The following is a 12,536-nucleotide window of genomic DNA, read 5'->3' as shown; positions in this document are numbered from 1 at the left end:
TTTTGTGTATTACATAAATGGAGGAAGACCGTTACCCATTTCTTTTACAATTAGTGATATGGATTCAATTTGCTTTTGATCGAGATCAAGTGCCTCTGCAATCTTTTTTTCGAGATTTTTTGTAACATTGCGTTTTCCTAGTTCAACTAAGGCGATAAGTGAGTAGCTACAGTTAACAAGTTTTGCAAAGTCTCGTTGGGTCATGCTGTAGCTTTCCCTAATAAAACGAATGATTTGGCTGTCCATAGATTCACCTCTTCTTCTTTACGAAACTCCTAATCACCTATGTTTTTCTTGTATACACTGTCTTTATAAAACTATTAATAAATTAGCACTTAAATGAAGGTCTGTAAAGATGCTTTTTACAATTAATAAATAATAACAATATATAGAGCATGAAAGTTGTGATTTTCTAAAATATCGTCCATACTAATTGTTAGAAAATCAATAAAGGAGCTGCTGTTTTTGAAATATAGAGTATCTGCTGTTCAATATCACCTACATACGATTTCATCATTTGATGATTTTGCTGCTCAGTGTGAGCACTACATAAAAACAGCTCAGGAATTTGGTTCAGACTTTATACTCTTTCCGGAATTTTTTACAACCCAACTATTATCTATCGGTGATGAGAGTGGGAAAGCTTTATCCATAAATGACTTGCCAAAGTTTACAGAAAAATATCTAGAATTATTCAAGAATTTTGCCTCAGAGACCAGAATGCATATAATCGGGGGAACACATGTATTAGAAAGGCAAGGTAAGCTCTATAATGTTGCTCACTTGTTTTACCCTGATGGTCGAGTAGAAGAACAGGCAAAGCTTCATATTACACCTACTGAAGTGGAAGAATGGAATATGTCTGCAGGGGATGGACTTCGTGTATTTGATACAGACAAAGGTAGAATTGCGATGCTTACTTGCTATGACATTGAGTTTCCTGAGATCGTTCGAATGGCAAAAGCTAAAGGGGCTGATGTAATTTTCTGCCCGTCATGTACAGACGACCGTCACGGTTTTCATCGTGTACGTTATACGAGCCATGCAAGAGCCATTGAAAATCAAATCTATGTTGTCCTAACTGGAACAGTTGGATCATTGCCGACAGTTGACTTTATGCGTGGCAATTTCGGTCAAGCGGTTGTTATCACACCGAATGATGTTCCTTTTCCACCACAAGGCATAATGGTTCAGGGAGAAATTAATGATGACATGATCGTTACAGCTGACCTTGATTTAGACCTTCTATATGAAGTGAGGGAAAAGGGTTCAGTGACGACATGGCGTGATCGTAGAATAGATCTTTATACTGACTGGAAATAAATTTTTTACAAGGAGTGACAGTAATGGATTACATTCGTATTACGAGCATTGAAGATCCTTTATTTGTTAAAATGCATGAGTTAATGAAGGAGGTTTTCCCACCTGAAGAGGTTTTAGAGTTTGAATTATGGAAAGAGCCACTAGAAGATCCGAGTATTCGTGTGTTTGTTGCCGTACATAACGGTGATGTGGTGGGCTCAACAGAATATCGTTACTATCCGAACTGGAACATTGCTATGACAGACTTTACAATTATTGGTCGCCAAGGTCTTAGCTTAGGACGCTTTCTTGCTCAAAACCGTTTAAAGGACTTAACTGAATTAGCGAAAGAAAATGGAAAAGAACTTTTCGGAATGTTTGCAGAGATCTATGATCCTTATCAGCGTGGTGATTTCGAATTTGGCGGAGTAAAAGCAATGGATCCGTTTGTTAGAAGGGAAGTACTTTCCCATCTTGGATACAAAAAATTAGACTTTACTTATGTACACCCATCGTGGAAAAATGATGGAGAAGCGGTAGCCGGTCTTGATTTATGCTTTATGCCAATAGATGATCAACTCGAAGAAATTTCTTCAGAGTTAGTGGTTGATTTTATTACGACTTATTACAGTGTCTTATCAAATAAGCCTACTCAGTGGGTCCAAATGGTCGAAGATCTGAAGAAAAGAGAAATGATTGAGTTACTTCCTCTATAGTCCAAAAAAGGATGAAGCGTTTATGCTTCATCCTTTTTTGTTAAAAGTTGGTGATAGGTTTGCCCTGTTGAAAAAGATACTAAGCCTAGATTATTGGATAACTCTATAATACTATTTTTATTTACATATTGGTAATGGATACTTTCAGCTAACGTCACTGCATGGGTTTTAGCAATTGTGTTGTAATGGAAATTTTGCTTTTCGTCACAAATACGGATAATTCGGTCTTCTGTTTGAAAAATGGTATAAAGAACAATGGCAGCTTTTAGTGATAATCCAGAAACGCCTCTAAAGGTTTCATTTTTTAATGGGCTGCTTGTAAGTTGCAGTAGTTTGATTTTCTCTTGTTTACCGCCGAATTGTGTCCATACTTCTATCGCAGATGCCATATGAGCATCTCCTGATAGAATGGTTATTTCACATGGACTCAATTTCATAAGTACTTCATAAAAATGATACACGCCTTTCCCATTCATTCTCCATGCCTCTAAATCAAAGGAAGTAGTCACAGGTATCCCTCTATTTCTTAACGGAGAAATAAACTTTTCAAGGAAAGATTCGATTACTTCAATTCCATACAGAGGAGCAGGAGAAACGATGACTAATGGATCGTTCTTCTGCCAACCACTTTTAAATAATTTGTTTGTAGCAAAAGTCCAACCCTTTTCATTGACTAGTTCAGGTCCTGATGTAGAAGGAGGTATCCAGCTACTTGACTGATTCTTACTATAACTCCATTCCCGGCTTGTGCGCGTGTCTAGACATAACACTTTTGGTTTAGTAGGTGCTATGTATGTCCAAGGTCCAAAACCAAACATGGAGTTGATCCAACTTTTATAAGTGTGTTTGTTTGAGGGGTAAGTATTTACATATTCTGTTAAAGAATGGAGGAATTCACTTGAAAAACGTGAGGGGTCATTTCCCCAGCCTTGGAAGGCGAAGTAGGCTGTTAATGCATTGGCAAGGACATGTTTTCCAAGTGGTGAGTTCTCCACATTTTCTTTCCATTTTTTCGTTATATTCCAATCATCGGTAATATCGTGGTCATCAAATATCATATACGTTGGAATATTTGCTAGCAGTCTTTGAGTTGAGAATGTAGAGTTTGCAAAATTTATAATGTCTGTATGACCGGAGTTGTTACTTAATTGAGGCAAAATGTCCTTCCAGAGTGCCGGCCCGAAGCTTAACAAATACATGGTTGCATATTCTCCAAAGGTAAATAAGTGATTATTAGATTTTCTTGACGTGAATTTACATAAATATTTAGAAATCTGTTTTCTATTCTTGTATTTTGTTATTCGCTCATCAATAGAAGATAAGTCTTCCTCATATCCCAACAGTACCTCTACGGTTTTACGTATAAATGGGAAGATGAGTTCTGAAACATCATCTGCATAAATTTGGTCACCCAATAAAAATAGTGCTGAGGGTCGTTTGGTATGATCTAACTGGTGTTTTTCCAGTAGTTGATCTCCCAATTGAAGGCAGTCATCACCCTTGCCATGTAATTTTCTGCATGAGCCATACAAGAAGGAGGAGGATTTCGTACTTGATATATAAAAGGAAGGGTATTTCAAAGACGAATAAACGATTCTAGAAATACTATTATGATCAAGATATCCTAGCTGTTGTAAGTCAAATGAATGGTTCCCCTTTGAAAAAAATAAATTATAGCTTAATAATTGATCGGTGGGAAAGACCTTCTTCAATGGATTGATGGTTATTAAGTGTATATAAAGTTGTTTTCCTAAGGGTAGTTTGTGGTTCTTTACTGAAATGGGAAGCATTTTATGATTTTGATCAGTGATATAAAGGCTTGCCGTAATGTCATAGTTTTTAGAAGTTGCTACCCATACGGTAATTTGAAATTCATCCACTCTTCTCAAAATGGGACCGGATAAAATAGGAGGAAAATTCAAATGATTCACCACCATTTCTTCTGGTTATCTTCCTTGGAGTCCTCATTTTGAAATCATATGAAGTTACTCCTGAAAAAATAATACCTTTATTCCTTGGAACGCAAAATAAAGACCGAAACCTAATAATGATACGCCTGAGAGGATTGAGGTAAGAATGATGTACTTCAAACTAAGCCACTTCCGAAAAAGGCTAGTAAGACCAGCAACAAATACATCCCATAGAGCAAGTCCGAGAAATATCATGGAACTATACAGAAGTAAATCAGTTGTCCCGAAGCTTGATGCTGTTTTTGCCAGGACCGATCCGTAAATACCAAGCCAAAACAAAATAGAGAGAGGGCTTGATATAGACATGATAAGCCCTATCAAAAAGCAACGAAAAATGGATTCGTTTTTGCGCTGATAGTCAAAGGTGAACTTGTTAGCAGTCACAATACTTTCAATTCCACTGTAAATTAGAATAAATCCTCCAAAAAGCCATAAAAAAACCTGGATTAATGGATTGTCAAGAAAATGTACAATCCCCATATAGACGGTTAACATAAATATTCCATCTGCAATCATCGATCCAGCTCCAACAGCCCATGAATGCCAAAATCCATTTTTTAAACCTTTATCTAATCTTGCTGCATTAACTGGCCCAATTGGGGCAGCCAGTGTTAAGCCAAGAACGATATAACTTATATAAATCACATAATCACTCCACTCACTAGAATTGTCCCAAGGGATAACTTGTACATCTTATGCGAGTGGAGGGTAAAAACATTCAAAATAATAAAATTTTAAGTAAGACAAGCCTGAAATGTGTCTAATTTTCAAAAAATATTTGACAAATTTGTGAACTTCATTAAAATATAAATAAAGGGGATGAAATAATATGAATGAGATGCAACGTAGAGCGTTAGGTCCAATTAGTACAATTGCTAAATTTGGTTTAGTAATGGGGGCATTATTGTTTTTATACAGCTTTTTTGAAAGCGGTATCATAATGAGTTATACTCTATCTATTAGCATTAGTATTATGGCTTCATCCATGTTGGTGTTCGGTTTTGGTTTATTTATTTCCTTGATGGGGGAAGTACGCAAATAAAAAAAAATCCGGCTTAAATGCCGGATTTTTTTATTTTTATTAATGAGCAGCATGCCCTGATGTTAATACCCAGATAGAACCAACTACGATAACAACAGCACAGAATACCATAAAAGCAATATTAATGATATTTACTTTGCCATCTTCTCCTTCAGTCATATGCATAAACATGTACAATTGAAGACCAGCTTGAATGACCGCCAGTGTTCCAATAATCCACATGACAATCGTAAAGGACAAGTTCATCTCTAGTGCCACCCAGGCCGCAACGAATGTGAGTACTAGTGACATTACGAATCCAAAGACGTGAGCTAGCGGAAAACGTTCTGTACTTTTTTCCATCTATAACACCATCCCTTTTAAATAAACAAACGTGAAGATAAAGATCCAAACAACATCAAGGAAGTGCCAGTAAAGACCAATGATAAACGTCTTTCTAGCAGTAACAGGTGTTAATCCACGCTTGACAATTTGAATGATAACCATCGTTGCCCAGAAAATCCCGAAGGTAACGTGAGCACCATGTGTTCCTAAAAGAACAAACAAGCTAGAAAGAAAGGCACTTGTTTGCATCGTTGCACCTTCATGAACATAGTGAATAAACTCATTAATCTCCATGAATAGGAATCCTGCGCCTAATAGTAGGGTTAAAATAAACCAACCAATTAATCCCTTCTTATTGTTGCGGCGCATTTCCCAAATAGCAACACCCATCGTAAAACTACTTGTTAAAAGAAGAACCGTCTGAATCATTACTTCTTTCATCAGAAAAATATCTTGATGAGTTGGGCCACCTGCGTAATTCTTGTAAAGCACACCGTAAACACTAAAAAGTGTAGCAAATAGTACAATCTCGGCCCCGAGGAATATCCAGAACCCCAAAATATTCATACGGCTTTGTTCTGTTTGATATTCTAATGGGAGGGAAGTGTTCACATTAGCTGACATGATTATTCACCTTACCTTCCATTTTTCTCCAAGCACTTTCTGTCTTTTTAATTTCGTCTTTATGGATGTGATAACCATCATTGTAATCGAATGAACGATAAATCAACCCAGCAATAATCAGTACAGCAGAAATTGCAGCTAATAGATGCCATTCGAATATGAGGAAGAATCCAACAATTCCGAAAGCAACGCACATTAAGAAAGGTAGACCAGAGTTACTTGGCATATGAATTTCTTCTATTTCTTCGTCTTTTAATGTAAGACCTTCATTGTTCTTTTTCATATACCAGAATACATCTAAAGATTTTACTTCTGGTAGTTTAGCAAAGTTATAGTGTTGAACAGGTGAAGCTGTTGCCCATTCGAGTGTTCTAGCATCCCATGGGTCACTTGAAATGTTACGATCGGCATAACGAATGCTCCAATAAATATTGTAGCAGAACACTGCGAAACCTGCTGCTAAGATAACTGATCCAATTGCAGATAATAAGAATAGAGGTGCAAATCCTGACTCAGCAGAGAAGGTATAAGCACGTCTAACAGCTCCATTTAGACCTAGGAAGAACATAGGCATGAACGTTACGTTAAATCCGATTACAAATAACCAGAAATGCCATTTTCCTAATTTTTCGTTTAACATGAAACCAAACATTTTTGGCCACCAGTAGTAAAGTCCAGCAAATACCGCAAAAACAACACCTGGAATTAATACATAGTGGAAGTGAGCAACTAAGAATAAAGTATTATGGTACTGATAATCAGCAGCACCCATCGCAAGCATTACACCTGTTACTCCACCAATAACAAAGTTTGGAACAAAGGCTAAGGACCAAAGCATAGCCGTAGTCATCTTAATTCGACCTTTACGCATTGTAAACAACCAGTTAAACATTTTAACACCCGTCGGAACGGCAATCATCATTGTTGTAATAGAGAAGAATGAGTTGACTAAAGCGCCAGATCCCATTGTGTAGAAATGGTGAACCCATACAAGCATACTTAGCACAGCGATGGCAACGATTGAAACAACCATCGATTTGTAACCGTAAAGCTGTTTGCGAGAAAATGTCGAAATAATCTCAGAAAACATCCCGAAAGCAGGGAGGATAACAATATATACTTCAGGGTGTCCCCATAGCCAGAACAAGTTAGCCCAAAGCATGTCAGATCCACCAGCAGCTACTGTAAAGAAGTGTGTACCGTACAAGCGGTCAAATGTCATTAACGCAAGTGCAACCGTAAAAATTGGGAATGCGGCTACGATAATAACGGAAGTGATTAGCGTTGTCCATGTGAACATAGGCATTCTCATTAATGTCATGCCTTTTGTACGCATTTTTAAAATCGTTACGATAAAGTTAATACCAGTCATCAAAGTTCCTAGACCAGCAATCTGCAATGATATAGCATAGTAGTTATTCCCGATTCCTGGGCTGAATTCTTTACCTGCAAGAGGGAAGTAAGAAGTCCATCCTGCATCTGGGGCACCACCAACAACGAATGCGATATTAAACAGCATCGCACCGCTGAAAAATAACCAGAAACTTAATGCATTCAGTTGAGGGAACGCTACGTCTCTTGCTCCTATTTGAAGCGGAATAACAACGTTCATTAAACCGATTAAGAATGGCATAGCCATAAATAAAATCATGATAACACCATGAGCAGTAAATACTTCATTATAATGCTGTGCGTCTAGAAAGCTCATTTCTGGACGAGATGTTTGAGCTTTCATCATTAGTCCATCCATACCGCCACGGAAGAACATAAGTACAGCGGCTACGATATACATGATTCCAATACGTTTATGGTCAACGGTAGTAATCCATTCACGCCATAGCCAGTTCCATTTTTTTAGATACGTAATACCACCAATAATTCCTAGAGAAGTTAATAAAATAGCAATCTGTGAACCTAGGATAATTGGATCTCCCGTAATCAGAATTTCATCCCACTTAATGCCCACTATGGTCACCTCCATGGTCTTCTTTATTATTTTCTACATCAGTAGTCTCTTTTTCATTAGAATTTTCTTCTTCCTGGTCAAAAATCTTTCCTTGATACCCATGGTAACGATAGTCTTCAGGGTCAGTCACCAGCTCAGAATCGTGATCCGCGTGGTTAATCCAAGCTAAGTGCGTGTTGGAATAAGTTAAACGACCAAGATGTGTTGGTTTCAGTAGTTCCATGTACTTCTCTTCTGTAAGCTCAGGAGCTGTTTCTTTAACTTCTTTTACCCATGCATCATACTCTTCATCGGTCTGAGAAAGTACTTCAAATTCCATTTGAGCGTATCCGCGTCCGTTGAAGTTTGTGTTTCTACCCATATATGAACCAGGATTGTCAGCAACTAAATAAAGTTCCGTTTCCATTTTATTCATTGAGTATTTTTGTCCACCTAAAGCTGGCACCCAGAAAGATTGCATTGTTCCTGCCGATGTTAATTTAAACAATATAGGAGTATCTTCTGGAATGTTCACGTAGTTAATTGTTTCAATTCCTTCTTCTGGATATGAGAATATCCATTTCCAGTCTGCAGACGTGACGTGAATAACGATCGGTTCTTTCTCCTCATATCCTGCAGGAACATCTTCTAAGTCATACAATGTTGTAACCGTTGGAATCGTTAAAGCGATAACGATTAAAATAGGTATAGCTGTCCAGACGATTTCTAATACGGTACTACCGTGTTCTTCTGGGGGCTCATAACCCATGTTTTCTGGCTTTTCTCTATATTTCCAAACAATATAGCCAAATAAACCAAATACGACAACTACGACTAAAAGCATCCACATTAAAGACCAATTAATTAACTCCATGATACTTCTAGCTACTGGTCCTTGAGGCTGAAATACAACCATTTCACAACCGCTTAAAAATAATAATGGTACGGCTGTTACAAGGGATAGAAATAGCATTTTCAACTTCAATTGTTTCATCTCCTTCTTATATAACATCAGGTTTGTGTTTTGTTTCACAAGGAAAATTAGAGTTTACCACAAAAAGATATTTTTGTATAACAAAATGTTCGTTTTTTCACAATTGGCATTTTGTCTATAATTCTTAAGGTGAAAATCTATCTACTTCCTAATTACCACTATGTAGATGATAATAACATGTTAAAGAAGATTGATTTGTGACAAAAATAGTAAGGAAAATAATGTTAGGGTGGAAAAGTGAGGAGAAATGTTGATATATCAAGGGTTTTTTAATATATCTTTATCCGTTGTAAATTTCGACAATTTTGTGACATGGTGTCATAATTCATTCATATTTAGAGGAAAACGATTACATAAAATAGGGGGTGAACAAAATAAAAACCAGGCTCCTTTAGCCTGATTTATTGATACGGTAAGATAAAGAGTTCCTGATTTTTTTCCACTCAGAATATAAAACCTCGTCATAAGTATGAAAGTTTTGTTTAGATAATTCATTTTTCAACCACTGTTCACTTAGTCCCGCTTCTTTGAGATTCCCATACAGTACTTCTCCATCAAGAATTAACGTCGTGGGAATTGATGCTTCCTCAGCTTGGATGTTTAAATCATCTAAAGTGGGTGGCCTATTTGGGGATTTCGGTAAAACACTAATACTTCCATTCGTCTCAAGGATTGCATACTGAACTTCCTGCAGTGAAAAATATCCTTGTTGCCTAACTAAACTTTGCAATTGATTTATATCGAGTTTGGCCTTTTTTAGCGTTTCATATTTTATAAAACCATTATGAATAACGATATTAGGTTCACCTTCAAGTGCTTTTCTCGTCTTTTTGAATTTCTGAGTGATAATCTCGACTCCATAAATTAAACCACCCCAAACAATCGTGCTGAATACGATTTCCACCCAGGTTGTTTCATGGTCATAAACGGCATTGCCAATTAATTCACCTAGGATAAGAGCGGAAATAAAATCAAACGGTGTGATTTGTGATAGTTGAGTTTTCCCAAGCGCCTTTACTAATATAAATAGCATGAAAAAACCTAGTATTAATTCTGATGCAACAGTTAAATAATGTGTCATATCAAATAACTCCTATTCAAATAGTAGGGGATTTTCTTATTATTAATGCTCAACGTCATCGAGAAAAGGAAGGTTAACGTAATAATACATGGCCCCCATGAGGATACTCCCCCCAATAAGATTGCCAATGGTAACAGGGATGAGATTATGAATCACTCCTGCAAAAGAGATCGTTCCAGGATGGTTTAGGACAAGTGCGATTGCGAACGTACACATATTGGCAATACTGTGCTCATATCCAGAGATAAAGAAGCAAAAAACAAATAATATCATGACGAATAGCTTGGCACCATTCTCTTTCATTCCCATAGGAATAAAGAAAGCTAGACAAACAAGCCAGTTACAAAGAATAGCTCTAAAGAAAAGTTCCATTGTTGGGACATGCATTTTTTTCTCAACTACACTTAATAAAAAACTATTTACAGAAGTCTCCGCAAATAATCCTGTCACATAAATTAATAAAGAAAATGCTGTTGCACCTAGAATATTTCCTATATAACTTAACCCCCAAAGTGTCCAAACATGTTTCCAACTCATCTTTTTCCTTAGTGCTGTGTAGGTGAAATAAAAGGTATTACCTGTAAATAAATCCCCCCCACCATAGGCAATTAGGATAATAGCTGCTCCGAATGTAAAAGCTGCCATTGGATACGCAACAGGGGAATGCTCATTGTAAAAATATCCACCTGTTTTAAAAGCAACAATTACTCCAAACCCGATGAACATGCTTGCAAGCATACTACGCAAGAGATAACGAAGGATGCTTTGTTTATATGTTTTCACTTTTTTTAATGCAAGCTTTTCAACTTCTAAAAGTGGGTAATTTTCCATCAGTTCCTCCTGAATATCAAACTGCTCCAATAAAAGTTATTATTTCTAATTTTTGCGTGACTATGTACTTTCATAACATTCTTGAAGTTTCTGTATAACATAAAAAAGAGAAGCTCAAGGATAATTTCCCTGAGCCTCTCTTTGTTTAAGAACGTAATTGTTGCTCAGCCATTTGGATGAGGCGTTTAGTCATTTCTCCTCCAACAGAGCCGTTTGCGCGTGCGGTTGTATCTGCACCAAGTTGAACTCCAAACTCATTGGCAATTTCTTCTTTCATCTGATTCAGTGCATTTTCTGACCCAGGTACCAATAGCTTGTTTCTACTCAAGGCTATCCACTCCCAGCACAAGTTTTGAGCATGATTCATGCTCAAATTTAGTTTGAGATGAGATGTTAGAAAATATACTACAATGACAGAACATTTTCTATCTGGGAAGAATAACTGGGTAAAAGAATGGTTGCAGTTGTTCCTTTATTTGGTTCACTATTATAGGAAATATCTCCGCCATGTTGCTCAATAATCTTAAAGCTAACGGTTAATCCAAGACCTGTTCCATTTTCTTTTGAACTATAAAATGGCTCACCTAGACGGTTTTTCACTTGCTCAGGTATTCCTTCTCCATTATCAACCACACGAATAACTGTCATCCCATCTGAATTCACATCAAGAAAAACGTCGACTGTCCCACCGTTTTTTGACGCTTCAATAGCATTTTTAATGATATTGATGAGCAATTGTTTGATTTGATTTTCTTCACAATTGATAACGGGAGAGTGAACTTTATAAAAATTAATATTTACATTCACCATCTTCGCCTGAGTTTCTAATAAGGAAATAACATGTTCAATCGTGTTACTAACAACGGTTTTTGAAAATTTTACTTTTTGTGGCTTTGCTAAAAGTAAAAGTTCACTAACAATATCATTAATTCTTTCTAGTTCACTGAGCATAATTTCGTAATATCTGTCGTTTTTTCGGTCAGCTGGACGGATATATTGAACAAAGCCCTTAAGTGAAGTAAGTGGGTTTCGTATTTCATGAGCAACACTAGCGGCTAGTTCTCCGATAACAGATAGTTTTTCTGAACGTACTAATCTTTCTTCAGCCAGCTTTTTTTCTGTAATATCTCGTCCAATAACTACTAGTCCTTTTCTTGAGCCATCTTCATAAAACAATGGATGTTTAATGGTGTCAAATGTTTTCGTGCCTCCATTTGGAAGAGGGATAACTTCTTCGCATCTAGTAACGGTTCGGCTTTCCCAGGCAACGCGGTCAGAATATTCTTCACAATATATGAGAGCATCACGGTAAAACTCACTATATTCAGCTAACTCTGTGTCTGTTTTTCCTTTATAATCAACATGTTCTAATTGAAAAAGTTCAAGTCCAAAGCTATTGGTTTTTAACCAACGTCCTTCTCCATCTTTAAAACATACAAAGTCTACCATTGAGTTAATCAATGTAGATAATTGCTGTTCTTCTTTTTCTACCGTTTTTAATTTAGGGCTTTTCTTAACGATTAAAAAGAAAAAGAACAAATTAAAAATAACGAATAGAATATCTTTTAAAAGGTGTGAAAACTTATTAGAAGTAACACCACCAGTTATATAAATAGAAGCTAAAATATAAATCAAACAAAAAAAGATATAGACAATAACCAAATTTTTTTTCAATGAGTGTTCTCCTGTTCTTCCTACATACAAAAT

14 protein-coding genes are annotated in these 12,536 nt (G+C 36.6%); 3 read left to right on the top strand and 11 right to left on the bottom strand.

The window, feature by feature from the left end; all coding sequences use genetic code 11:
* Positions 1 to 9 precede the first annotated feature (9 nt).
* On the bottom strand, positions 10 to 246 hold the full coding sequence (locus tag ACFFHF_RS16915; protein ID WP_160548627.1) for a helix-turn-helix domain-containing protein: 237 nt from the start codon (positions 244 to 246) through the stop codon (positions 10 to 12).
* A 219-nt stretch (positions 247 to 465) separates the two neighbouring features.
* On the opposite strand from ACFFHF_RS16915, the gene ACFFHF_RS16910 reads away from it, so the two are divergent.
* Together ACFFHF_RS16910 and ACFFHF_RS16905 are read left to right on the top strand one after the other, a co-directional pair.
* Positions 466 to 1,323: a carbon-nitrogen hydrolase family protein gene (locus ACFFHF_RS16910; RefSeq protein ID WP_160548628.1), complete on the top strand. Its 858-nt coding sequence runs from the start codon at positions 466 to 468 to the stop codon at positions 1,321 to 1,323.
* A 23-nt stretch (positions 1,324 to 1,346) separates the two neighbouring features.
* Entirely contained in the window at positions 1,347 to 2,018 is a 672-nt protein-coding gene (locus ACFFHF_RS16905; RefSeq protein WP_160548629.1) for a GNAT family N-acetyltransferase, read from the top strand.
* 20 nt (positions 2,019 to 2,038) lie between these two features.
* On the opposite strand, the gene ACFFHF_RS16900 is transcribed toward ACFFHF_RS16905, so the two are convergent.
* Both ACFFHF_RS16900 and ACFFHF_RS16895 read right to left on the bottom strand, forming a co-directional pair.
* On the bottom strand, positions 2,039 to 3,940 hold the full coding sequence (locus tag ACFFHF_RS16900) for a metallophosphoesterase family protein (RefSeq protein WP_160548630.1): 1,902 nt from the start codon (positions 3,938 to 3,940) through the stop codon (positions 2,039 to 2,041).
* A gap of 63 nt (positions 3,941 to 4,003) precedes the next feature.
* Entirely contained in the window at positions 4,004 to 4,633 is a 630-nt protein-coding gene (locus ACFFHF_RS16895; RefSeq protein ID WP_377058653.1) for a LysE family transporter, read from the bottom strand.
* Between the two features lie 184 nt (positions 4,634 to 4,817).
* Here ACFFHF_RS16895 and ACFFHF_RS16890 point away from each other — a divergent pair, with 184 nt between their 5' ends.
* A complete protein-coding gene (locus tag ACFFHF_RS16890; RefSeq protein WP_160548631.1) occupies positions 4,818 to 5,030 on the top strand; it encodes a hypothetical protein in 213 nt (70 codons plus the stop codon).
* Between the two features lie 39 nt (positions 5,031 to 5,069).
* On the opposite strand, the gene qoxD is transcribed toward ACFFHF_RS16890, so the two are convergent.
* The 8 genes from qoxD to ACFFHF_RS16850 all read right to left on the bottom strand — a co-directional run bounded on the left by qoxD (position 5,070) and on the right by ACFFHF_RS16850 (position 12,503).
* Positions 5,070 to 5,372: a cytochrome aa3 quinol oxidase subunit IV gene (gene qoxD, locus ACFFHF_RS16885; protein WP_377058652.1), complete on the bottom strand. Its 303-nt coding sequence runs from the start codon at positions 5,370 to 5,372 to the stop codon at positions 5,070 to 5,072.
* Entirely contained in the window at positions 5,373 to 5,978 is a 606-nt protein-coding gene (qoxC, locus tag ACFFHF_RS16880) for a cytochrome aa3 quinol oxidase subunit III (RefSeq protein WP_377058651.1), read from the bottom strand. It abuts the gene before it with no gap.
* The gene (gene qoxB / locus ACFFHF_RS16875; protein WP_340904179.1) at positions 5,968 to 7,944 is read right to left on the bottom strand and encodes a cytochrome aa3 quinol oxidase subunit I; all 1,977 of its coding nucleotides are present in this window, start codon (positions 7,942 to 7,944) and stop codon (positions 5,968 to 5,970) included. The genes qoxC and qoxB overlap by 11 nt, the downstream gene beginning before the upstream one ends.
* On the bottom strand, positions 7,934 to 8,902 hold the full coding sequence (gene qoxA, locus ACFFHF_RS16870; RefSeq protein ID WP_160548655.1) for a cytochrome aa3 quinol oxidase subunit II: 969 nt from the start codon (positions 8,900 to 8,902) through the stop codon (positions 7,934 to 7,936). The genes qoxB and qoxA overlap by 11 nt, the downstream gene beginning before the upstream one ends.
* A 406-nt stretch (positions 8,903 to 9,308) precedes the next feature.
* Positions 9,309 to 9,998 carry a DUF421 domain-containing protein gene (locus tag ACFFHF_RS16865; RefSeq protein WP_377058650.1) on the bottom strand — a complete coding sequence of 230 codons (690 nt, stop codon included), beginning with the start codon at positions 9,996 to 9,998 and terminating at the stop codon, positions 9,309 to 9,311.
* Between the two features lie 42 nt (positions 9,999 to 10,040).
* A complete protein-coding gene (locus ACFFHF_RS16860) occupies positions 10,041 to 10,829 on the bottom strand; it encodes a formate/nitrite transporter family protein (RefSeq protein ID WP_340904175.1) in 789 nt (262 codons plus the stop codon).
* A gap of 145 nt (positions 10,830 to 10,974) precedes the next feature.
* A complete protein-coding gene (locus ACFFHF_RS16855; RefSeq protein ID WP_119708747.1) occupies positions 10,975 to 11,157 on the bottom strand; it encodes an alpha/beta-type small acid-soluble spore protein in 183 nt (60 codons plus the stop codon).
* Between the two features lie 77 nt (positions 11,158 to 11,234).
* The gene (locus tag ACFFHF_RS16850) at positions 11,235 to 12,503 is read right to left on the bottom strand and encodes an ATP-binding protein (protein WP_377058649.1); all 1,269 of its coding nucleotides are present in this window, start codon (positions 12,501 to 12,503) and stop codon (positions 11,235 to 11,237) included.
* Positions 12,504 to 12,536 lie beyond the last annotated feature (33 nt).

This window comes from Robertmurraya beringensis, assembly GCF_042433785.1.
Lineage (GTDB): Bacteria > Bacillota > Bacilli > Bacillales > Cytobacillaceae > Robertmurraya_A > Robertmurraya_A beringensis.
The sequence above is the reverse complement of the archived record's forward strand: the minus strand, read 5'-3'. Positions and strand labels throughout refer to the sequence as shown.

Excerpts from the sequence above, each read along its gene's own strand:
- ACFFHF_RS16915 (WP_160548627.1), bottom strand. The coding sequence starts at position 246 with ATGGACAGCCAAATCATTCGTTTTATTAGGGAAAGCTACAGCATGACC.
- ACFFHF_RS16905 (WP_160548629.1), top strand. The coding sequence starts at position 1,347 with ATGGATTACATTCGTATTACGAGCATTGAAGATCCTTTATTTGTTAAA.
- ACFFHF_RS16890 (WP_160548631.1), top strand. The coding sequence starts at position 4,818 with ATGAATGAGATGCAACGTAGAGCGTTAGGTCCAATTAGTACAATTGCT.
- qoxD (WP_377058652.1), bottom strand. The coding sequence starts at position 5,372 with ATGGAAAAAAGTACAGAACGTTTTCCGCTAGCTCACGTCTTTGGATTC.
- qoxC (WP_377058651.1), bottom strand. The coding sequence starts at position 5,978 with ATGTCAGCTAATGTGAACACTTCCCTCCCATTAGAATATCAAACAGAA.
- ACFFHF_RS16865 (WP_377058650.1), bottom strand. The coding sequence starts at position 9,998 with ATGACACATTATTTAACTGTTGCATCAGAATTAATACTAGGTTTTTTC.
- ACFFHF_RS16860 (WP_340904175.1), bottom strand. The coding sequence starts at position 10,829 with ATGGAAAATTACCCACTTTTAGAAGTTGAAAAGCTTGCATTAAAAAAA.